The organism is Sphingomonas citricola (genome assembly GCF_019429535.1).
Taxonomy (GTDB): Bacteria; Pseudomonadota; Alphaproteobacteria; order Sphingomonadales; family Sphingomonadaceae; genus Sphingomonas; species Sphingomonas citricola.
Map to the genome: position 1 here is coordinate 42,311 of NZ_JAHXZM010000005.1, position 20,113 is coordinate 62,423.

20 protein-coding genes are annotated in these 20,113 nt (G+C 66.8%); 5 read left to right on the forward strand and 15 right to left on the reverse strand.

Going from position 1 to position 20,113, the window contains the following annotated elements:
• Window positions 1-49 precede the first annotated feature (49 nt).
• The 3 genes from KZ810_RS12890 to KZ810_RS12900 all read left to right on the forward strand — a co-directional run bounded on the left by KZ810_RS12890 (window position 50) and on the right by KZ810_RS12900 (window position 3,064).
• Window positions 50-655, forward strand: a complete 606-nt coding sequence (locus tag KZ810_RS12890) for a hypothetical protein (RefSeq protein ID WP_219769529.1) — start codon at window positions 50-52, stop codon at window positions 653-655.
• A 227-nt stretch (window positions 656-882) separates the two neighbouring features.
• The gene (locus tag KZ810_RS12895; protein ID WP_219769530.1) at window positions 883-2,334 is read left to right on the forward strand and encodes a DNA modification methylase; all 1,452 of its coding nucleotides are present in this window, start codon (window positions 883-885) and stop codon (window positions 2,332-2,334) included.
• Window positions 2,321-3,064, forward strand: a complete 744-nt coding sequence (locus KZ810_RS12900) for a hypothetical protein (protein ID WP_219769531.1) — start codon at window positions 2,321-2,323, stop codon at window positions 3,062-3,064. Before KZ810_RS12895 ends, KZ810_RS12900 begins: the two co-directional genes overlap by 14 nt.
• A 16-nt stretch (window positions 3,065-3,080) precedes the next feature.
• On the opposite strand, the gene KZ810_RS12905 is transcribed toward KZ810_RS12900, so the two are convergent.
• Window positions 3,081-3,470 carry a hypothetical protein gene (locus tag KZ810_RS12905; protein ID WP_219769532.1) on the reverse strand — a complete coding sequence of 130 codons (390 nt, stop codon included), beginning with the start codon at window positions 3,468-3,470 and terminating at the stop codon, window positions 3,081-3,083.
• 784 nt (window positions 3,471-4,254) lie between these two features.
• Between KZ810_RS12905 and KZ810_RS12910 the strand changes: the two genes are divergently transcribed.
• Window positions 4,255-4,605: a hypothetical protein gene (locus tag KZ810_RS12910; RefSeq protein ID WP_219769533.1), complete on the forward strand. Its 351-nt coding sequence runs from the start codon at window positions 4,255-4,257 to the stop codon at window positions 4,603-4,605.
• 42 nt (window positions 4,606-4,647) lie between these two features.
• On the opposite strand, the gene KZ810_RS12915 is transcribed toward KZ810_RS12910, so the two are convergent.
• The 7 genes from KZ810_RS12915 to KZ810_RS12945 all read right to left on the reverse strand — a co-directional run bounded on the left by KZ810_RS12915 (window position 4,648) and on the right by KZ810_RS12945 (window position 13,962).
• Complete coding sequence (locus tag KZ810_RS12915; protein WP_219769534.1) at window positions 4,648-5,433, reverse strand: DNA adenine methylase; 786 nt, start codon at window positions 5,431-5,433, stop codon at window positions 4,648-4,650.
• 288 nt (window positions 5,434-5,721) lie between these two features.
• Complete coding sequence (locus tag KZ810_RS12920; protein WP_219769535.1) at window positions 5,722-6,357, reverse strand: glycoside hydrolase family 108 protein; 636 nt, start codon at window positions 6,355-6,357, stop codon at window positions 5,722-5,724.
• Complete coding sequence (locus KZ810_RS12925) at window positions 6,347-6,589, reverse strand: DUF7940 domain-containing protein (RefSeq protein ID WP_219769536.1); 243 nt, start codon at window positions 6,587-6,589, stop codon at window positions 6,347-6,349. The genes KZ810_RS12920 and KZ810_RS12925 overlap by 11 nt, the downstream gene beginning before the upstream one ends.
• Before the next feature lie 42 nt (window positions 6,590-6,631).
• Complete coding sequence (locus KZ810_RS12930; RefSeq protein ID WP_219769537.1) at window positions 6,632-6,814, reverse strand: hypothetical protein; 183 nt, start codon at window positions 6,812-6,814, stop codon at window positions 6,632-6,634.
• Window positions 6,811-7,101: a hypothetical protein gene (locus KZ810_RS12935; RefSeq protein WP_219769538.1), complete on the reverse strand. Its 291-nt coding sequence runs from the start codon at window positions 7,099-7,101 to the stop codon at window positions 6,811-6,813. Before KZ810_RS12935 ends, KZ810_RS12930 begins: the two co-directional genes overlap by 4 nt.
• Before the next feature lie 68 nt (window positions 7,102-7,169).
• On the reverse strand, window positions 7,170-12,104 hold the full coding sequence (locus tag KZ810_RS12940) for a hypothetical protein (protein WP_219769539.1): 4,935 nt from the start codon (window positions 12,102-12,104) through the stop codon (window positions 7,170-7,172).
• A gap of 103 nt (window positions 12,105-12,207) precedes the next feature.
• A complete protein-coding gene (locus KZ810_RS12945; RefSeq protein WP_219769540.1) occupies window positions 12,208-13,962 on the reverse strand; it encodes a hypothetical protein in 1,755 nt (584 codons plus the stop codon).
• A 34-nt stretch (window positions 13,963-13,996) separates the two neighbouring features.
• Between KZ810_RS12945 and KZ810_RS12950 the strand changes: the two genes are divergently transcribed.
• A complete protein-coding gene (locus KZ810_RS12950) occupies window positions 13,997-14,320 on the forward strand; it encodes a hypothetical protein (RefSeq protein ID WP_219769541.1) in 324 nt (107 codons plus the stop codon).
• On the opposite strand, the gene KZ810_RS12955 is transcribed toward KZ810_RS12950, so the two are convergent.
• Genes KZ810_RS12955 through KZ810_RS12980 form a run of 7 tightly spaced genes read right to left on the reverse strand, consistent with a single transcriptional unit; the run spans window position 14,307 to window position 20,108 of the window.
• Window positions 14,307-14,738, reverse strand: coding sequence for a DUF6950 family protein (locus KZ810_RS12955; protein ID WP_219769542.1), 432 nt, complete (start codon window positions 14,736-14,738; stop codon window positions 14,307-14,309). The genes KZ810_RS12950 and KZ810_RS12955 overlap by 14 nt on opposite strands.
• Window positions 14,735-15,340, reverse strand: a complete 606-nt coding sequence (locus tag KZ810_RS12960) for a hypothetical protein (RefSeq protein ID WP_219769543.1) — start codon at window positions 15,338-15,340, stop codon at window positions 14,735-14,737. The genes KZ810_RS12955 and KZ810_RS12960 overlap by 4 nt, the downstream gene beginning before the upstream one ends.
• Window positions 15,341-15,943 (reverse strand): hypothetical protein, encoded by a 603-nt coding sequence (locus tag KZ810_RS12965; protein ID WP_219769544.1) that lies wholly within the window; start codon window positions 15,941-15,943, stop codon window positions 15,341-15,343.
• Window positions 15,943-19,017, reverse strand: coding sequence for a D-alanyl-D-alanine carboxypeptidase family protein (locus KZ810_RS12970; RefSeq protein ID WP_219769545.1), 3,075 nt, complete (start codon window positions 19,015-19,017; stop codon window positions 15,943-15,945). The genes KZ810_RS12965 and KZ810_RS12970 overlap by 1 nt, the downstream gene beginning before the upstream one ends.
• Window positions 19,004-19,225, reverse strand: a complete 222-nt coding sequence (locus tag KZ810_RS17470) for a DUF7697 family protein (RefSeq protein ID WP_444547605.1) — start codon at window positions 19,223-19,225, stop codon at window positions 19,004-19,006. The genes KZ810_RS12970 and KZ810_RS17470 overlap by 14 nt, the downstream gene beginning before the upstream one ends.
• Before the next feature lie 8 nt (window positions 19,226-19,233).
• The gene (locus tag KZ810_RS12975; protein WP_219769546.1) at window positions 19,234-19,812 is read right to left on the reverse strand and encodes a hypothetical protein; all 579 of its coding nucleotides are present in this window, start codon (window positions 19,810-19,812) and stop codon (window positions 19,234-19,236) included.
• Window positions 19,812-20,108 (reverse strand): hypothetical protein, encoded by a 297-nt coding sequence (locus KZ810_RS12980; protein WP_219769547.1) that lies wholly within the window; start codon window positions 20,106-20,108, stop codon window positions 19,812-19,814. Before KZ810_RS12980 ends, KZ810_RS12975 begins: the two co-directional genes overlap by 1 nt.
• Between the last annotated feature and the right edge of the window lie 5 nt (window positions 20,109-20,113).

The window sequence follows — 20,113 nt, forward strand, 5'->3', positions numbered from 1 at the left end:
CAGAGCGTGTGTCGCTCCTTGAGACTCATCGTCTACAAGGGAGAGTGACGTGAATAGTGACGACGCGAAGATGCTGGTGGAGAAGGCCTGGCCGATGATCGTGGACGAGAGCCGCCAGCAACTGGGAGGCGAGCTGCACTATCAGGCAGTAGCCTACCACTGCCTACGCCAGGCCGGTGTGCCCGCCCGGCAGCTGGGCATGAACGTCAAGCAGTGGATTGAGCAACCAGTCACCGAGTTGTTCAAGTTAAAGTCGATCAGCAAGAAACACCCTGCCTACAATGGTGGCTTCGAGCCCATTCCCGACATCGTGCTCTTCAAGCCCGAGGTGAACGGCAACTGGCAGCGCCGTAACACCGCCGTGACGCTCGCCAACATGCTCATGGTGATCGAAATGAAGGCATCCGAGCGCGACAAGAAGCGCTTGTCGGTCAAGGAAATCATGGATGATGTCGCCAAACTGATCGCGCACCGAGAAGAGGTCGAGCACCTCGGAGGCAAGGTCACCACGGTCATGATGGTGGTCGACGTGGCTGCTGAGGCCAAGGGCCGCATGCGTGAGCACGAGATTGCAACCTGTGCGGCACGAGCGGCGGAGGCAGGGGTCGGCTGGCTCTATGTGTCGCCCGATCAGCAATGCTGTGTACTCAACTAAGGCAGCAAAGATAACGACGGACCATCAAGGGTATGCGCTGCTGACAGCTGGCGGGAGCAACGCAGCGCGACTAAGTCGAAACAGACTTGACACCATAAGCGGCGAGTTCACGGTGATCTGACGCCAAGGAGGGCAAGGTACCGCTCGGGAAACCGAGCAGCCTTGCTGTTGCCGGGCTGCTTGCTTCTCGATTGGTGCCTTGCCGGCGTCAATTAGGAGTGAAGCACATGCCCGTCACAGTTGGTCGCCAGCCGCTCGAGGCTGATCCCATGAAAGTTGAGTTACAAGCGCGGAGCGCTGACCGTCGCAGTCGACAGCGCCGCGCATCGTTGGTGCAAGATCTGCCGCCGACAGCCTCGCATCGCAATGATCTGCGCCCTGAACTTAAGATGCGGAACATTGCGCTTGATGAGATCAAGCTGCCAGCCCGACAGGTGCGCAAGGTCGGCCCCGATGACATCGCCGAAGTTGCGCAATCGATCGAGCGCTTTGGTCAGTCGGCACCGATCATCGTTGGTCGCGACAACAAGCTCATCGACGGGGCCGTCGTCGTTGCCGCAGCGAAGAAATTAGGGCTGCGTACCCTTGCCTGCGTGCAGGTCGACCACCTCACGCTCGAGGAGGAGCGTGCGCTCCGGCTGGTGCTCGGGCGTATGGGGCACAAGCGCGAGACCGACATCGATGCACTGCACGACGAGCTAGCGGAACTCGAACAGCAAGGCCTGCAGATCCGTGGCCTGGGCTACACCGATCAGGAACTTGACCAGATCATGTTGCGGCCGCTGACCGACGCGAAGCCGCAAGTCGACGTGGACGAGGCAGCGGAGCTGCAATCGATCTGCCAGGCTGGTGATCGCTGGTTGCTGGGCGACCACGTGCTGCTGTGCGGCGATGCGAAGGAGCAGGCCGACTGGCAGCTGTTGATGGACGGAGAGGCCGCGCAGCTCGTGCTCACCGATCCGCCCTACGGAGTCGCTGTCAGCAAGGTTGTCTCCACGAAGCACCGGGACTTTGTCGAAGGTGGTGGCGACATGACGCACAGCGAGTTCGGGGCCATGATCGAGGCCAGCTTCTATCAGGCGCACTGCGCCCTCATGCCCGGCGGCATGCTGTTCAGCTACATGAACTGGGTCCACGTCGACGACCTGATCAGGATCGGCAAGCAGCTCGGCTACGAGCACATCAACCTCGTCACCTGGGTCAAGAACCAGGGTGGCATGGGCTCGTTCTACCGCTCGCAAAGCGAGTTCGTCATCGTTCTGAAGAAAACGGGCAAGCACAAGAACAACGTGCAGCTCGGCAAGCACGGACGCGACCGCACCAACGTTTGGCACTACGCCGGAGCCGGCACGTCCGGTACCGCCGCGCGCAGCGTGCTGAAGGATCATCCGACCCCCAAGCCGGTCGACATGCTCGTCGACGCCATCCTCGACGTGACCGACCGCGAGGACATCGTCGTCGACCCGTTCGGTGGTTCGGGCTCGACGCTGATGGCGTGCGAGGAGACGGGGCGCAAAGCCCGCTTGATCGAGAAGGACCCGCTCTACTGCGACACCATCATCCGACGCTGGATGACGCTGACGGGCAAGATGCCGCTGCTCTCGGGCACCGAGTACAGCTACGCGGATGTCGCTGATCAGCGCGCGATCGTCGAGGAGACGCCCCATGCACGCGGCTGACGATGATGATTACGCCGATCTGCGCAATGACTGCGTTTGGATCCCCCTAGAGACGCTGCCGCCAGACTCCGCACAAGCATCGTCGGCTTATCCGCCGGGAGGTGAATTAGATGACCCGTTCGGCCTGAACGAACCGGGGCCTGAGCCAGCGCACCCGCCGGTGCGCATCATCACCGTCGACGCCGAGCCGGTAGCGCCGGCTAGCGAACCCAAGCCTGTTGGCGCCGATCCGTCGCGCCCCGTCGGATACGGCAACCCGCCAAAGCACGGTCAGCAGCAGCCGGGCGCACCGAGCAAGAACCCGACCGGTCGCCCGAAAGGCTCGCCGAATACCGGTCATGTGTCTAAGTTCCTGAGCAAAAGGAGCGAGCAAGACCTGGGCACCGGCAAGCCCGAGCAGGTCAGCCGCGCCGAGTTCCTCAAGTGGGTCATTCATACCAGAGCGGCGGAAGGGGATCATCGCTTTCGCAAGATTCGTGATGATCAAATCCGCGCAGAGCAGCGACTCGCTGACCTGCGGCTTGAACTTGAGATCAAGCGCGCCGAAGCCGGCGAAAAACTGAAGGCTCCCGCGCAATTGGAAGGTTACAAATGGCTGGAAGCACAACGCAACAGGCACTTTGGCGTGGTGAAGCGTGCGCGAGATGTAGGCATTTTGGTAGAAGTGGAAGGCGGCTATGCGTTCGCTGAAGGTTTCCTCGAAGCACTGAAGGACTGGGGCACGGTATAGCCGTGCCCCATTTAAATCAGCGCTGACGCAAGCGTTTCTTCATACTCTCCTGCCCTACGGCAACTGCCCACGATCGTAGATACCACTTTCCATTGATTTTGTGGACAGCATCCGCGCCGACCATCTTTGCTAACCCGCTAACTTCATTTGCAAAATACGTATTCATCAGCGTACGCGCGGCAGCTTCAAAGTCTGCCTTCTCCTTAGCCGAACGCGTGACGCGTGGGCCTCGCCTGATTGCCGCCTCTTCTTCCTGATTGCGCAGCGCCATGATTTCAGCCGCCGCTTTAGGATCTCCCTTCGCCGCATCGACGAACATCCGCATCATACTTCGCTCGTCAAAGGACGTCGTCTTCAGCTTTCCATTGACGACGTGACGGATCGGCATTTCGCCAATCTCAGCCATCGATCGATCCTTGGCCGGTCCGCGTCCCTTTCGGTTTGCGTTCCGTTGCCCTGACCCGAACAGCGTATCAGTTCTTCTCTGTTTTTCCTCACGCATGATCACCCCCCGGTGGTTAACCAGGCCAACTCATGTTCGAAGGAAAGCGCCGGGGCTCTGTTCCATCGAACACGAGCCCTCCTTGGCGGCACCCTTCTGCCGAAGAAGATGTAGCCGTGCAAGCATTCCCGCTTCCCGACATCGATTTCCCGGTTCTGCCGCAGCGCGACGCACACCTTTGCACTGGTTTTAACAGTGACTTAGGCGCTAAACTGACCCTCTTCGGGCAGTAACCTGAGTAATCTTGCCGGTAAATTTCCCGGTTATTGAAAAAGCCGCATCTGTACGCAGTCGATGCCTCTCCAGTGTGCGGCGTTAAGATCGATCACAATGTTTGGTACTGCGCCAAGGACAGTCAGAGAAAAGTGCCGGCAATTGGCGGCTTTGTGAGTGCCTCAGCTTCTCTGGCGTACGATAAGCAAGGCTGAGAGGCGCAGAAAAGCGCCTTTTCGCGCTATGGGCCGCGCGGTAGCGGCTACGTCTGAGACTTGATGGCGGAGCGGGAGGCAGCCACACCAAAGCCAAAAAGTGACGTTTTTCCGGGGCAATCCTAAAATTCCCCCGTCGTTGTCCATGTAGCATACCATGGACAGAAAATCTGCATGGTAGCTGCGTCTCGATCGCTGATCGCGCGCTCCGCACCCATACCATGCTCGACGGCACCGCTCGATCGAAATAGCATCAGCGCATGGCAGACTTTGACGACTCCGCTGATCCCGAGCTTGGTGCCGCGTGCAACCGGCTTGCCGCTTATGTGCTGCCGATCCCTGCAGGTGCGGTGATCGATGAGGCGTCGGGCCTGACCGAAACCGACTTGGTCATGATCCTGCGTCGGCTACACCTGACGCGTAAGAACGTCATGATCGAGCACATCACCATGGAGGAGATGAACCGCCGCTACGGCCGCACCGCTGAACGCGTGAAGGCGCTCAGCGACGACGCCCTGTTGGCGGAATGGCAGGCGAGCAGCTGGGAAGAAGGCGACGAGGTCGCCGACGCGCTCGCCGCCGAAATGCAGCGGCGCAACCTCGACTTCTGAACCGGCACGCCGCCGGCAACGATCGCCGGCGGCTGTTCCTAGTCAGTTGCGGATGATCAGTTCCTTGACGCGTTGCGCCCCCGCGGTCGCCGTCGCTAACGTCCAGGTCGTGTCGACCTCGGCGATGTCGAAGCGGGCGAAAGTCTCGCGCACGAACGGCGTGGCGTTGATCGACAGCACGAAGCGGCCGCGGATCTGCGCCAGCTGCTCGGCCATAGCGACATAGTCGGCACGGCCGAACTCGACACCATAGCCTTCCGTCTCGTCATAGGGTGGGTCCAGGTAGAACAGCGCGTCCGTGCCGTCGTACCGCCGCACGACGTCGGACCAAGGCAGCTGCTCAATCGTGACTGGCTGGAGCCGATCGCGCAGCCGGCGCAGCTCGCCACGCAGATGCGCGTGATTGAACCGCGACGACTGATCACGTCGGACGCCAAAGGTTCGGCCGGACACGCGGCCGCCGAACGCGAGGCGCTGGAGATAGAGGAAGCGGCACGCGCGCTCGATGTCGGTAAGCGTTGTGGGATCGACGCGCCGGTACCGCTCGAATTCATCTCGGCCGGCGAGCAGCCAGGCCATCTCCTCGACCAGTGGCTCGTAGTGGCGACGGGCAACCCGGAACAAGTTGGCGACGTCGCCCGCCAGGTCGTTGATCACCTCGACGGTGGGCCGCGCGGCGCGGCGCAGGAAGATCCCGCCCATGCCGACGAACGGCTCGATGTAGGCGCGATGCGGTATGGTGGAGATCAGCGCGCAAAGACGGCGCGCAAGGTTACGCTTTCCCCCGAGGTAAGCCGCGGGAGGGGTGACGGGTGCAACAGGTGTCATGGTGGTGGAGGCGTCCTGATACGAACACGTCGGCTACGCGCGCTCAGGTGGTCGCCGGCCGATCCGGCCGACGAAGCCCGGGCCGGTCGGCCGCGGGATCGATGGTGCGGCAATCGCCGCGAAACTGGTGGAGGATCGCTGCGCGGCAACCGACCCGTACCGGGTGGTTAGCCGCGCAGGACCACGGGAACTGCGCCCCGCGTATTTCCCCGAAGGGTCTTCTATTTCACGGGCCACCCGGCGAACCGGAGCTCGTGGTCAACCGCGCGCGCGGGCCTTCCTCTGCGGCTACGCTCGGGAGGGCGCAGCCGATATGACAGGCGCGGCAGCCGGCGTCGAGACGCGGCACTTCGCGCGATCGACATTGCCGATCCGATGCGCGACCCATCCCTTGTGGAAGCGGACCAGCACCGGGTTCACGCGCACGAGCCGATCGTATTCGTCTCGCTGCTTGGCATCGAGGCTGTCGAGCATCGACACGCACAGCGGCGCCGCACCGACGCGGCGCTGACATGCGGCATAGGCGGCGATCGTCGCGGGGCCGACGCGGCCGTCGATCGCGAGGCGGGCGCCGCACAGCTCATTGATCGACTGCTGGAAGAAGCGGCCCGGGCGCGCGGCGCCCATGTTGACGGTCGTGTCGAACAGCTCCTGCGTCACCGCGGCATCGATCGCGACAAGCGGCTCGTACCCGGGCGCGACGACGTAGCCCTCGTAGTAGATGCTGTGCGTCACCTCGTCGGGCAGCTTGCGCATTGGGCCGGTGTAGCCGTGCGCGACGGCCACCTTCTTGGTGATGCCGCGCATCGTCTCGCCGCCGGGATCGCGCTTGTCGTTCACGTATCCGCCCTCGAGCGCGATCGTGCTGGCGATCATGGCGACGATCGTCGCGGCTAGGCCGCCCTTCGCTGCCTTACTCGCCATCCTCGACGCCCTTCTGCTTGAGGAGGCGCGCAACGATCGCGGCGGCCGACAGCGCGAGGCCGAGGCCGCGCGTGCCGGGCACCAGCGCCTGCACCTCGGGCGGCAACGCGGTCCAGATCGCGAGCGCCTGGTCGGGCGCGGCGAGCAGCGCGCCGAAGATGGTCGCGCCGATCGCGGGCACGCGCACGGACCAGAGGCGCGCAGCGCGCCTCCAGCTGGGGATCAGCTTCATGTCGGTGTTCTCCTGGGGGTGACGGCAATCGGCCGCCGGCGATCAGTCGAGGCGGCCGAGCAGCGCCTTCAGGTCGGCCGGCGCATCGCCGGCGACGGGGTAGAGGTTGCGTAGGCCATCGCCATGCTCGGCCGCGCGGCGCGCGCGGCGGTTATCGATCGCGCGCGAGGCGGGCGTGACGATCGACAGCGCGCCGCCGATCATCATGATGATCATGCCGCTCACTTGCCCGCTCCGCCGGTGCGGTTGACCAGAAGGTCGAGCTTCGCGTTTGCGCCCGCCATCTGCATGCGCAGGTCGCCAAGCTGGACGTCACGCTGGTCGGCGCGGATCTCGAGCTTGTCGATCCGCAAGGTGTTGTCGTTCACCTGGCGCAGCACACCGCCGGCCGTGAGCAAGACACCGCCGACGATGACGAGGAGGGAGATGACGGGAAGCCAGTCCTTCCACGTCGAGCGCGCTTGTGGAGCAACGACGACGGTTTGCGTCGTCGCCGGCGTGGCGTCGGTCATGTGGTAGCCCTTCGAGATCGAGCGCTTTCGCTCAGTGATGCGCGTCAAAGACGATGGTCAGCAGCAGCTCATGGCTCGGCGCACACGGCGGTGACCGTCACCGCCGCGCTGGCGGTGTGGGTGAGCAGGAAGCCGTCGCGGGTGACGCCAGAGACCGTGCCAGCCGTCGTCGTCACGTTGGGCGCGCGAGCCATCGGCACCCCGAATGGCACCCACAGCGAGCCGTTGATCGCCTGGACGGCCATCGTCCGATAGTAGCGCTGCGCAGCCGCCACGTCGGTCACGAGCGGGCGCGGGGAGAAGAGGTAGCGCTGCGCTCCGATCGTCAGCGCGAGATCGGTAACCGCGATCCTCCACGGCACATCGGCGGGAGGGAGGTCGATCCCCACCAGGATGCTCGGTGCCGAGCCGATGTTAAAGGCGGACGCCTGACCGACCGCGATCTGCCCGCTGTACGCGGCATAGGCGCCGGCCGTCAGCACCGCGGGTGTCCCAAAGAAGGTCTTCGACGGGCTGCCACCGCCACCGAAGCGCTGCTGGATGTAGGCGCGCACATTACCAATCGCGCCGGAGACCAGCTTGATCTTGGCATCGAAGGCGACGGTCTTCCCGTTGACGGCGCGGAACAGCTCCTCGTCCTCGGCCTGCGCGAGGATGAAGTACGTCCCGCCGCCCACCTGCTGCTCGATGTCGATCGCGTATTGCGATTGCACCCCCGCCTCCGCCTCCGCCGCTGAGACGGCCGCGCGGGACACCGTGCGGGTGCCAGCGACATCGGTGGTCGTGAACCATCGGTCCGCGCTGTACACCGCGCTCGCCAGCACCGCGAAAGGCCCGGTCCCGCGCTGCCACAGTCGCATCGCGCCATTGTCGATGATGCTATTGCCGATCGGAACGGGTGCGCCGCTTGCCGCCTTCCAGACGGAGCCGATGCCCCAGGTGCCCTGCGCGACGCCGTAGCGCCAGTCATCGATCCCGCCCGCAATTTCGGCGATCGTCTGGTTATCGATCCACGCCGTGATGTCAGCGCCAGTCAGGCCTGCGCCGGGCACGAACGAATTGCCGGCGAGGCGGATCTTGTTGCTTGCGTTCGCCGTGCCGCGGATCGTCACCAGCTTCTTGGTCGCACCACCATCCGGGTTGCCCCCCAGCGTGTAGCGACATCCCTCGATGCTCGCGTTCCAGAAGTTGCCGTGGCTGACGACCGACTTGATCGCGCCGAGCGTGCAATCGCGCAGGCTGATGCCGAGCCCCCCGGTGGAGATAACGCCGACATCCTTGCCCTCGAACTGGATCGCTTCGAACGCGATCAGGCTGACGTTCCCGAGCAGAACAGCCATGCTGCCGGACAGAAACAGATCGCCGTTCGAGATTGTAACCGCGCGATCTAGCGTGACACGGCTGTTGCCGGTGTCGATCGCGGTGATGATGCCGTATTGCGGCGCGCCCGCGCTGCCGCCCTTTGCACCGTTGCGGGTGTTCTGCCCGGCGACGAAAGCACGGCCGACCTTCATCCCCGCGGTGGTCGACACCGGCACGACCGCGGCGTTTGCCACCGCGCTGGTAACAATCCCTTGCGCATAGGCATCGCGCTTGCCGCTCAGGAAGCTGCCGCCCTGGTAGCCGAGGAACTTGCCGCTGCGGATGGCGGTGCTGTTCGTGCCCGCCTGCTCGGCCTCGGTCCCGCTCTTTACGCCAAAGGCGATGTCGAGCGCGTAGCCCTGCATCGTCAGGCCGTCGAGATCGAGCGAATCAGCCTGACCGGCATCGACGACCGTCATGGCGACGCCAGCGCAGACATCCTTACCACCGCCGGCACCGCCACCAGCACGAAAGCGGACGCTCTGGAACGCCGCCTCGCACAGGTACGTCACCTCAAGCACGTCGCCGGCGTATGGCCCTGCGAACGCATAGTCCTCGCTTTGGAAAAGCACGTTCTTCAGCGAATAGCGGGTGATCTGATAGAGCGAGAACACAGGCACTGCGCCGGGGTCGCGGTTGACGCAATTGGCGAAGGTCAGCCCCTCCAAATTGACGTGCGTTGCAACCTGCTGCCCCGCTCCTGGCTGGAAGCGCACGCACCGCGCGGACGGATGCAGGTTGAAGATGACGCTGATCTGTTCGCCGTCACCCGTCCACGTGATCGAGCCACCCGACTGCACAACATTGCTGAGGCAGTACCAGCCCGCGGGCACGTAGATGCGCAGTGCGCCCTGGAAGGCGGTCGGGTACTGCGCCTTGGCGTAATCAAGCGCGGCTTGGAAGGCAGCGCTGTTGGCGGCGACATTGACCCCGGTCGGATCGGACTTCGCGCCGAACCACTGGACATTCACGTCGCCGCTGTACGCGCGCACCCATGCGCCGCTCGCGCCGGTCGGGTCGCTCGCCGGGGCGATCGTCACCGCCTGCCGGGGATCGATCGACACCGCCGCGCGGTGATCGCCCGGCTCCCAGCGGAACGCGCCGGCACGCCCCACCTCGGTCAGCAGCACCGACGCGCTGGTCTGCGGACGCGCGGCCAGCGCTGCGACCGACACGGCAGCGTCCGACTTCACCGCGAGCGCCGCTGCCTGATCCTGCGACACCGGCATCTGTCCAGGCGCGATATTCTCGACCAGGTCGAGCCCGATGTTGGCGCGTGCCTGCAGCTGCGATTCATCACCGAGCTCCTGCGGTGCATCGATCAGCAGGCGGCGATTGAGCGCCCGTGCCTGCGCGACACTGACCGGCTTGTCGGCATCTGCGGTGTTGTCGGCCTGATCGAGGCCAACGTCCGCCTTGCCGACGAAGGGACCGCGGTCGGCCCAGTAGGGCGCTTTCGCGATAATCTCGTATTGGCGCTTCTCACCCGGGTACGCCGACACGCCATCCATGTCGCGCGACGTGAAGAAGGTGCCGACCTCGAAGTCAGTGACCGCGGCCGCGAGCGTCGGGCGATATGCCGACTGGCTGACTACGCCGTCAATCAGTGCGGCCGACGCCGGGCGCACAACCTGCGTGAGGGCGCTGTCGGCAGTGCCGGCGCCGCTCGCATTCAGCCGCACCGTCATGCCCTCGATGAGCACTGGCGGCATAGCCTGGCGCGGCAAGGCGGCGAGCAGGAACGCGACGACGAGCCCGACGCCTTTGGCGTTCAGGTGCAAGCCGTCATAGCGGCACGATCCCGGAGTGAAGCCCTTCGCAATGTCGGCCTTGTCGCTGTCCGAACCGTCCGACCCGAGCTGCAGGATGTAGGCGACGAGGTCGCGGCCCTGCGCATCGGTGAGCCAATAACGCGGGTACAGCGCGCGGGTGCGCGCGTTCGCCGCAATATAGGCGTCGTAGGGCGTGCCCGGCCCGCGCGCGATCCAGTCGCTCGACGGCAGGATCGGCAGGATGAACCCGCGCGCGCCGTTCCACTGGCGCACGATCGCCGCCATGTCGGTCCACAGCTGCGCGTTGGTGTTGTCGCCGTATGCGCCGGGCACACCCGAATAGAAGTAGTTGTTTCCCAGCCAGAGCGCATTCAGCGACCGTGCGGGCTCGATCACCGTGTCGGGCGTGAAGAGGACCGGCCCCGCGAAGGTGACCGCGCTGCCGCCCGCCGCCTGCGTGATCCGGTAATCGGTGCTGTCGCTGCGCGCGATCGACACGGTGACGCGGCGCGAGGTGGTGCCGTCGGTCACGTAGCCGGTCATCGACGCCGGCGTCGCGTCGCCGCCGTAGCTGTTCAAGAAGCTCGCCGGGCTGACGTAGCTGTCGAGCGACGGGGCGACACCGTTGATCAGCGTCACCGCGACCGAGCCTTGCGCCGGCAGCTGACCGCCGAGAGTGAGTAGCAGCGGTCGTGCACCCGTCTTGTAGACCTGCCGAGCGTCCGAAGAGCCGCGCGCGACGGACACATACGGGATGCCCAGCTGCTGCGCGAACAGCTGCGACCACTGGCCATTTCCGCCCGTCGTGTCCGACAGCGAGTTTCCGGCGACGAACAGCCGATCGATTTTCGACCAGTCGTGCAGGTCGAAGCGCTCGACATCGCCGCTAAGCGGCACGCTCCAGTCGCCCCACGCGACTTCCTGCGCATCGGGCCGCGCGCCGTCGCGCGTCCACGCGATCGTCGCCGCGCCGCCGGCGAGCAGCTCGGCGCGTAGGTTGCCGACCTTCACCCGCGCGACCGCCGCGGTGGCGTCGCGCATCGCATCGAGCGACCCTTCGAGGCCGTAGACTTTGTCCTGCCCGAGCCCGCCATGCATCAAGTCGAGGCGCATCTTCTCCTCTTCCGTGAGGAGACCGGTCCACGCCCCCGGCATCGCGAACGACGGGTTCCAGATGAAGACGCGACCGCCGTCGGTGCTGCCCTCCAGCACGCGCACGAGCATACCCGGTGCACGCTTATCGAGCGGGATCGCCTCGCGTTCGCCGTAGGTCGCGACCGCGCGGTAGCTGGTGGTGGCGATGCCCTCGACCGTGTCGATCGCGTCGACCGCGCGCGTCGCGAGCGGGCCGAGCAGGTCGGCGCCGTCGATCGTCAGTTCGGCGACGTCGTCAGCGCCGATCGTCAGGGTCGCGCCCTGCTGAGGCGCAGTCATGAAGCGCGCCGCCATCGCGCCGTATGCCGGCTCGCGGTCGTCAGAGTTGCCGTCGCTGTCGATCGCCGAATCGAGCAGGATCAGCTCACCGTGGAGACGCGTCTTGCCCGCAATCTGAAAGGCGAACGCCAGCGGGAGGGGCTGACCGAGCTCACCTTCGAATGGCAGCGCCTGCAGACGTGCGGCAGGCACGAGGAACCGGATCACCGTCTCGATCACGCCGTCGACGACGCGCGTATCGATCACCTTCAGCCCGGGCGTATCGTCAGTGACGCGATCGAGGCTGATCAGCGGATCGCCGGGCGTGCCGGGTGCGAGGCGCACCTGTAGCCGTAGCGCCGTGCCCCCGCTGAGGTCGGGACCACGGACGCGCAGCAGGTACGAAAGGTCCTCGTTGCGCCAGGCGGAGATCGCCAGGCGAGCAGCGGTGAACATTAGCAATGCTCCGTGGGGGCGGAGCAGATGGAGGGCGCCGGCTCCGTGTCGGCGCGGAGCTACGCTTTCGCGGCTCCAGCTGTTCGGGCGGTTCCGCCGACGGTTACGCCGGCGGGTTCTCGAGCTTGCGCACCCGCTCGATGAGGGCTGCGATGTCGTCGGCGGCGTAAGTGCCGCCCAGCTTTTCGGCGGTCGCCGCTTCCTCGGCCGACGTGGCCGTGTCCGCGCTGCCGGCGGTGACGGCATAGGCGGGCGCGCCCGGTGCTTCGAAGGCCCACGCGTTCGCCGGCAAGCCCGGCGACACCGGCGGCACCGCCGTCTGCGCGAGCGCATATGCGTGCTTCGCCGCCGTCTCCGATCGCGCGGTGACGGTCACGATGCCGCTGCCGGCGTCGAGCGACCGCGTCAGCAGCATCACGTCCTGATCGATCAGCCCGCCCTCCGGATAGTCGATCGTCACGACGTCGCCGGGCTTGTAGCCGATCCAGCGGATCTTGAGCGGCAGGTTGATCGGGCCGAACTCGCGCGCGTTCTCGATCGCGTAGCGCGCGAGCGTTGCGACCTGCTTCGGCTCCTCGCCGGCGAAGCACTGCACCAGCGGGAACGACGCCTCCTTGCGGACCTGCCGCCCGTCGGCCGCGACGTGCTCGGCGACGATGATCGGCTCGGCGGGCACCTCCGCCCACGTGGTGGTCGTGACACCGCTCTGCGGATCGGTACTGATCTGCTCCGACCAGTAGCGCGGCACCAGCGCGTTGATGCGGTCGCGGCGCGCCTGCATAGCGACGATGCTGACCTCGCCCTGCGCGAGCGCGTCACGGTCGATCGTCGCGAGGCTGACGCGCGGCGTCGACACGATGCACCCCAGCATGGCGCCGAGACGGAGCGGCTCGCCCGCGCCCGCCTGCAGGATGTCGGTCAGCACGTCCCACTTGTCGTCGAGCGTCGATTTGACGCCGCCGACGCGCCAGCCGTTGATGGTCGCGACGTTCGCGCCCTCGACGAAGTTGTCGACGATGATGCCGCTGATCGGGAGGCCAACGCCGGCGGCCAGCTTGCCGTTCTGCCGCCAGCCGAGGCACCAGGTCAGCGCGACGACGTAGGGGTTATCGCTCCACGCCCAGGTCGACTGATCGGCGGCGCGCTGCGGCCCGTCGCCGCCGGGATAGGTGCTGTCCTTACGCGGATCGTAGCAGAGCACGCCCTTCCCGCGCCAACCGCAGGTCGGCATGGACGTCTGCGTGTTCTTGCCCTTCGTGTCGTATTCGAAGCGCATCATGGTCGCGGCCTTGCCCGACAGGCGGTGCGCGCCGCTCCAGCCGTAGGGCGACGTGCCCGCGAGGCTCAGCGCGGCCGGCTCCGGGCATTGCCCCAGCTGCCGCGCCTCCAACACGAAGCCGCGGTTCGGCACGTCTACGATCTGCCCGACGACACCGCGCGCGATCTGGTCGATGTAGAGCGTGTCGAGCGACTGAACCGGGCCGAGCGACCACTCGGTGACGATGGACTGGTACTTGTTAGTCGAGCCGTATGCTTGACGGTAGACGATGTGCCCGCCGTTGTAGGCGTCGCCGAATACGACATCGATGCCGGCGTTCGGTTCGGCTTTCCACTGTTCGGGCGAGCCTCCGCTCGATGCCTTCGGGGCGGTCAGCGCGCTGGTCGCCATCAGCGCCGCGGCGGCGAAGCCGGCAACCTTCGCGACGGTGGCCGCGGTCTGAACAAAGGCGAACGTCGCCGTACCTGCCGTCGAAGCGGCTGACCCGAGCAAGCCCGCACTCGCCACAGCGCCGACGCCTGTAGCAGCTAGGGCGATACCGCCGACGACCATCGCAGCGGTTGCAAGAAAGCGGCTCATCGGCCTACCTCTCCGCCACCTGGAGGTGGCTCACATGACGGCGCTATTTGCGATCACGCTTGCGGCATCGGGCCTGCTGACCGGGCTGGCCGGAAAAGCAGTTCAGGCTGAATACGACAGCAGCGCCACGATGGGCGACGCGGAACGGTGCCTGATCGATGTCGGCGACTTCGGGCCACCTCTCGTCTACCGGCAACCCGACCGCCCGGATGACGTGACGTTGATCTGGCTCAAATGGGGCGAGTTCGCCGGCGCAGGCCGGGGTCGCGTGGACCTTCATCGCACCGCGACCGGCACGCACGTGCGCTCGTGGATGCCGGCCAAACAGGTCGCGGAGTGCGCGCCTAAAGCGGGGTGACCCGCCACGCGGTGTCGAGCCCGACCTCTTGAAGGATCGCCGCACCGACCGCGTGCTCGTGAAAACCGAGAAGTCGCCCGTTGCTGAGCTTGATCCCGAGCGCACCGAACACGTCGCCGGATGCGCCCATGACGATATCGCCGGTGACCGCGGTCGACCACGGGATGCGCTCGAGCTCGATCGCGTCGAGCGCGGCGGCCAACGTCTCGTGCCCGCGCGCGCGCAGCGCCTTCAGCGCCGACTTCGCGCCGCCGTAGCTGCCCGACGGTGGAAGCTGCACCTGGTACCCCATGCGACGTAGATGCGCCGCCGCGAGGCGCGCGCAGTCGCTCCGCCCCCAGCGGAACGGCCGCCCGATGAATTGGTCGCGGGTGGCGGTCGCGGCCGCGACGCGGCGCACCATCTCGGGCTGGCTCATCGCCGCACTCCATCCGGGCTGGACGTGCCCCAGTAGATCTGCTGCGCGACGTAGGTGACGAACGCGCAGCCGAGCTCACCCGGCCACAGATATTGGTGAAAGCTGTCCGACAGCCTCGCGCCATCGTCGGACAGGAAGAAGTCTTCGAAGATCGACGTCACCTCGTATTCGACCTTGCGGCTGGTCGAGGTGAGCGACAGCTTGGCGGTATCGAGCAGGCCGTTGAACAGGAGCAGCGGCTGCCCGATCACGCGACCGGTCTGCTGATCGATCGCGCCCAGCCAGAGCAGCACCGGTGCGCCCTGCATCGCCACCGAGGAGAGCTGTGCGGCGGCGACGCCATCGCGCGGAGTGAAGGTGAGCGACAGCTGCGGGGCCTCGTCGCCGAAGCCGTCCGTCAGCGTGTCGATCGCGGTGAAGGTGCCGACCACCTCGTCTTCGCCGGTGAAACGCTCGAGCGCACCGTCGACGAGGAAGTCGACGAAGCCGCTGCCGACGAGCAGCCGCACGGTGCGGCCGGGCAGCGCCATGCGGATCGCGCCGAAGATCGTCGCGCGGTCGGCGGAGAGTGCCGCTTCGAGCGCGGGGTCGAGCAGCGACATTCAGGCGATCTCGCTGATCGTGAAGCTCAGCCCCTGCACGCGCGCGGGGATCATCTTCCACCCGCTCGCGTCGCCGCTCAGCTTGCCCTCGATCATCGGCACGCTGACCTCGCACTTGTCGCCGTCCGCGGGCTCGACGCGCAGCATAGGGCCGATCGGTACGCTCGCGCGGCCGTTCGCCCCCACCATCACCGGCTCGCGCACATAGTGCAGATACCGGCGGCCACCGTGGAGCAGTGAGAAGAACTGGCGCCGGCGGAAGCTGTAGCGCGGGGTCGCGCCGCGGATGTTCAGCACCATGCCCGCCTGCCCCGCGCCGTCGACGACGACCTTGCCGGGCGCGCCGACGTGAAAGCCTGGCTGCGGGAAGCGACACGCCACCGTCTCACCGGTCAGCCACGCGTCGAGTAGCGCCGCGGTCCACAGCCGGCCGTCGGGCTCGGGCATGAGGTTCGGCGTCTCGATCGCCATCGACAGGCGCGACCCCATGAAGCCGAGCCACGTCTCGATGCCGCCAGTGGGCGGGGTCTGCCACCCGCCGAACACGATCGGTGACGGCGAGGCAGAGCGCGGCAGCGGCGACGGCGGAAGATAGATCGTCATCAGCGCCGCCCCATCTTCCGCCGCTGCGCCTTGCGCATCTGATCGCGGCCGAGCTCGGCACCGCCAGCGGCGATCCCGGGTGCGTGAACGCCGACACGCTGGTCGGCGACGTCCGACACGGTCGCGGTGAACAGGTCGGTGTTGAGGTGGAGGTCGATGCGCTGGCGTGACGATGCGGTGTCGTTCGCCGCCATCATCCGGCGCGTCTCGGCCGCGGGGTAAATGCGGGTGCCGGTCGGCAGGTCCATGATCTCGCCGCCGTTCTCGTTGACGTAGGTCATGCCGCCCGACCAATGCTCGGTGCCGGTGGCGTTGCGACCAGGCGCGGGCGTCTTGCTGAACAGGCCGCTGATACTGCTGATCGCGCTGTTGAGCGTCGGCAGGTTCTTGTTGCCGTTGATGAGGTTCTTCAGCGGGTTCAGCAGCGCGAGCGCGATGAACTCGCCCTTGAGCATGTTGAGCACGCTCTTCCCGGCGCTGCCCCAGCTGTCCCACTGCGACGGATCGAACACGTCGACCAGCTGCACGCCGGCCGCGCGCACCTCGTCAACGCCAGCGGCCGTGATCTTCGCCTTGCGGTCCATCGCGTCGGCGCTCTCGTCGACGCTCGTGCGGATCTCGCGATCGGCGGCGTCCATCATCCCCGCCATGGGGTCGCTCTCGCCGAACAGCTTCTTGAAATCGGCGGCGAAGCGCTCGTTCTGCCCGGTCAGATACTGGACGCGCGCGGTGCGGGCGTAATCGATACTGTCGGCGAGCGATAGCTTGCCCGCGCTCACCAGCGCGGCGATGCGCTTCAGGCTGTCGGCATAATCGTCCGCCGCGGCGCGCGCGGGATCGAACGCGCGCACGGTGGTCGTGAGGTCCTGCTCCAGCTCGCGCTCCGCCGCGGCCGCCTCGCGAACCTTCTTCGCGGCTTCCGTCCGCTCGGCCGCTGCCTCGCGCGCCGCGCCGCCGGTCTTCTTCCATGCGACGTGGAAGTGGCTTCCCTCGTCCAGTGCCTCGGTCAGCTTCACGCCGGCCTGCCGATACGCGGCGATCAGCTTGGCGAGCGTCACGCCATTGCCCTTCGCGACGTCGATTGCCTGATCGAGCTCGTGGTTGCTGGTGCCGGGCTTCGCCGCCAGCGCCGCCCACGGTCCCTTGCCCGACTTGTACGCCACATATTTGGCGTAAAGCCGCTCCTGCTCCTCGCGCGTGCGGTGGTCGCTGTTGATGTGCCCGCCGATACCCTCCGCGATCTCACGGGCTTCGGCCAGCGTGACGTTGCGCCCGATCTGGTTGGTGACGGTCGGCTTGCGATTGGCGGCGGATTGCTTGTCCTGCTCGGCCTTGATCGCCGCCTGCCGGTTGCGCTCGATCTGCGTTAGCTGGCGCGTCAGCTCGGTGGTGACCGTACCTTCCGCGCGTGCCTTCGCCTGCGCGGCGGTGACCTGGTCGTCGTACACCTTCTTGATCCGTGCCATCGGATCGGTCGCGCGCGCCGCCGATTCGCTCGCCAGCGCGATACGGGTCTGCTGCACGCGCGCTTCGGCCTGCGCGATCAGGTCGGCCTGCTCCTGGGCCATCTTCTCGACGTCGGCGACGCGGTTGCGATAGATCGTCTGCGCGGCCGCCGCGCCCGCACCGCCCGCCGCGCCGAAATTGGTCGCGTCCGCCTGCCGCGCTTCCGCCTTCGCCTGATCGAGCAAGGCCAGCGTGACCTTGCGGATGTTGATCTCGCGCTGGAGCGCCTGCTTGGCCGCGATATTGTCCTGCTCGGCCGACGTCTTGGTCGCGTCGATCGACTTCTTCGTGGCCTCGGTACCGTCGCGGATCGCCGCCGCCACGCCGTCTGCCGATGCCGCGAACCGCACCTTCGCCTGGCGCGAGATCTCGGCGGCCTGCGCATCCTCGCGCAGCTTGTCGACGCCGTCGGCAAGCGCGTCGTTGCCTTCCAGCAGCTTCGCCACCAGCGGCCCCGCCGCGGTCAGCAGCACGGTCAGCACGATGCCCTGCCAGCTGGTCAGGAAGGCCGCGACACCGGCGAGCCGCCCCTCCATGCCCTGCAGCGCGAACGCCGCCTGCCCGATCTGCTGCGTGAACGCGGTCGTGATGCTCTGCCCGGAACTGACCTGGACGGTGAAGTCCTGCACCTGCTGACCGAGCATGATGCCCGATTGGCGCGCCTGCGCGCTGGCGCTCGCGTTCCGCTTCTTGGCGTCGGTCGCCTCGTCGAGCGCCCCCTGCTCGATCCGCAGCTTGGCGGCATATTCGTCGAGCGAGATCGCGTTCTGGCTGATCAGCGAGCGCGCCTCCGCCATCTCGCTGTCGAACCGCTGCTGTGCAGCCGCGGCCGGATCGATCGCGGCGCGCAGCGCGCGCGAGCGGCGCTCGAGTTCTTCCTGCTCCGCGATCAGCGCCCGAAACGCGACAGCGGAGCGCTCGGCCGAGCCCTCCCATCCGCCGAACCCGTTGTCGCCGGCGGCGTTCACGCGCGCCTGCATGCTCGCGAGCGCGGCTGCGGCCACTTCCGCACGCTTGGTCGCGCCGGTGCCGACGTCGAGCGCGGCCTGCGCGCGCGTCTGCGCGGCGGCGAACTGGTCGGTGCTGATGCGGCCGAGATCGTACAGCTCGCGCGCCTCGGCGATCGCGACGTTGTAGCGCTGCTGCGCGACCGACGCGGGATCGATCACCGCGATCAGCGCGCGGGTGCGGGCCTCGAGCTTCTCCTCCGCATCGAGCACCGCCCGGAACACATCCGCCGATTCCTTCGCCGCGCCAGTGCTACGGTCGAGGTTGACGGTCGCGAACTGCGCGCCGTTGCCGCTCTGACCGAGCGCCGCGTCGATGCTGCCGCGCACGTCGGCGCGCGCGGCGTTCAGCTTCGCCGCGTCCGCCTGCCGCTTCCAGCTTTCGAGCTGCCGCTTGGTATATTCGTCGTTCGCCGCGGTCGCACGGCGCGCGGTATCCTCCGCGGCATCGGCGATCTCGTTCATCGCCGAGCGGCCCGCCATGCGGACCTCGGCGAAGTCGTTCACGACGTTCGCCTTGCCCTCGGTGCCGAGGCGGAAACCGACGCTACGTGTCGCCATCGCGGTCCTCCTCCTCGGCGCCCTCGGGCGGGTTGATGATCGCCGCTTCGATCCGCGGCAGGATGGCGGCGATCAGTGCGAGATCGACGCCGAGCGCCTGGCCCGTCATCATCACGGCGGTGTTATCGAGCCCGATCGGGCGGGTGACCGGCCCGTCAGGCCCGGGAACGGTGGCGAGCCGGACCTGCGATCCGATCCCCGCGATCAGGCTCCAGGCTACTTCGCCCGCTTCCGTGCGCGCTTCGTGTCGCTCGTAGGGGCAGGCTGGTCGGCCGGCGTCGTCTCGGCATCGGCCGAGCTTTCCGGCGTCGCAGACGAGCTGGCAGTATCGGCCTCCTGCGTCGCCCCCGCCGAAGTGCCATTCGGCGAGAGCGACAAGCCGTTTTTTTCCGCGTCCGCCATCGCCCAGGGCAGCACCCACAGCTGGTCGGCCGCCTCGACGAGGCGCGGCTCGGCGAGGAACATGGAGATCGTGCCCGGCTCCACGCTGGTCACATTGCCGTCGACGTCCCGGTGCTCGACATCCTGCGTCGGCTCGACCGGCTTGCCGTCGGCGTCACCAATGCCCGACCACGACACGATGTTGTGACGGATCAGCGTGGTCGTGAACGCATCGGCCGCGCGTTCCTCAGCCTCCGCGCCGCCGCCGCGCAGCGCCTCGACTGTCGCGCGCCGCGCCGCACGCAGCGACAGGAGCGACGGCTGCGCGGGGAATGTGACCTTCACCGGCGGATTGTCGCCGATCGCCGGGATCAGCTCGTGCTCGACCGGCTTCGCGTTACAGAGCGCGAACATCAGCCCTGCTCCTCGTCGGACGCCGGCTCATCGGCGGGCGGGTCGATCCACTCCACGCGGATCTCGCGTGCCTCGTCGATCAGCTTGTAGCTGTCGCCCTCGCGGACGAGGTTGCCATCCTTGACCTCGAAGCGGCTCACCTGCCCGGCGTCGACATCGTAGCGGCGCACGCGCTCGATCGTTTCTCCGGACTTCGCGTCGATGACGCGGACGTTGGCACAGACGGCCATGTCGGTGACGCCGATCTCGGCGAACGTGGGCGGCGCGATCAGCATCGCGGCGGCTTTCTTGACCATGTCGA

What these genes read in the sequence shown, in the direction of transcription:
- KZ810_RS12945 (WP_219769540.1), bottom strand. Translation starts at nt 13,962, where the DNA reads ATGAGCCGCTTTCTTGCAACCGCTGCGATGGTCGTCGGCGGTATCGCC.
- KZ810_RS12960 (WP_219769543.1), bottom strand. Translation starts at nt 15,340, where the DNA reads ATGTCGCTGCTCGACCCCGCGCTCGAAGCGGCACTCTCCGCCGACCGC.
- KZ810_RS12905 (WP_219769532.1), bottom strand. Translation starts at nt 3,470, where the DNA reads ATGGCTGAGATTGGCGAAATGCCGATCCGTCACGTCGTCAATGGAAAG.
- KZ810_RS12935 (WP_219769538.1), bottom strand. Translation starts at nt 7,101, where the DNA reads ATGACCGACGCCACGCCGGCGACGACGCAAACCGTCGTCGTTGCTCCA.
- KZ810_RS12925 (WP_219769536.1), bottom strand. Translation starts at nt 6,589, where the DNA reads ATGAAGCTGATCCCCAGCTGGAGGCGCGCTGCGCGCCTCTGGTCCGTG.
- KZ810_RS12970 (WP_219769545.1), bottom strand. Translation starts at nt 19,017, where the DNA reads ATGGCGACACGTAGCGTCGGTTTCCGCCTCGGCACCGAGGGCAAGGCG.
- KZ810_RS12965 (WP_219769544.1), bottom strand. Translation starts at nt 15,943, where the DNA reads ATGACGATCTATCTTCCGCCGTCGCCGCTGCCGCGCTCTGCCTCGCCG.
- KZ810_RS12980 (WP_219769547.1), bottom strand. Translation starts at nt 20,108, where the DNA reads ATGGTCAAGAAAGCCGCCGCGATGCTGATCGCGCCGCCCACGTTCGCC.
- KZ810_RS12950 (WP_219769541.1), top strand. Translation starts at nt 13,997, where the DNA reads ATGACGGCGCTATTTGCGATCACGCTTGCGGCATCGGGCCTGCTGACC.
- KZ810_RS12920 (WP_219769535.1), bottom strand. Translation starts at nt 6,357, where the DNA reads ATGGCGAGTAAGGCAGCGAAGGGCGGCCTAGCCGCGACGATCGTCGCC.
- KZ810_RS12910 (WP_219769533.1), top strand. Translation starts at nt 4,255, where the DNA reads ATGGCAGACTTTGACGACTCCGCTGATCCCGAGCTTGGTGCCGCGTGC.
- KZ810_RS12975 (WP_219769546.1), bottom strand. Translation starts at nt 19,812, where the DNA reads ATGTTCGCGCTCTGTAACGCGAAGCCGGTCGAGCACGAGCTGATCCCG.
- KZ810_RS12915 (WP_219769534.1), bottom strand. Translation starts at nt 5,433, where the DNA reads ATGACACCTGTTGCACCCGTCACCCCTCCCGCGGCTTACCTCGGGGGA.
- KZ810_RS12900 (WP_219769531.1), top strand. Translation starts at nt 2,321, where the DNA reads ATGCACGCGGCTGACGATGATGATTACGCCGATCTGCGCAATGACTGC.
- KZ810_RS12955 (WP_219769542.1), bottom strand. Translation starts at nt 14,738, where the DNA reads ATGAGCCAGCCCGAGATGGTGCGCCGCGTCGCGGCCGCGACCGCCACC.
- KZ810_RS12940 (WP_219769539.1), bottom strand. Translation starts at nt 12,104, where the DNA reads ATGTTCACCGCTGCTCGCCTGGCGATCTCCGCCTGGCGCAACGAGGAC.
- KZ810_RS12895 (WP_219769530.1), top strand. Translation starts at nt 883, where the DNA reads ATGCCCGTCACAGTTGGTCGCCAGCCGCTCGAGGCTGATCCCATGAAA.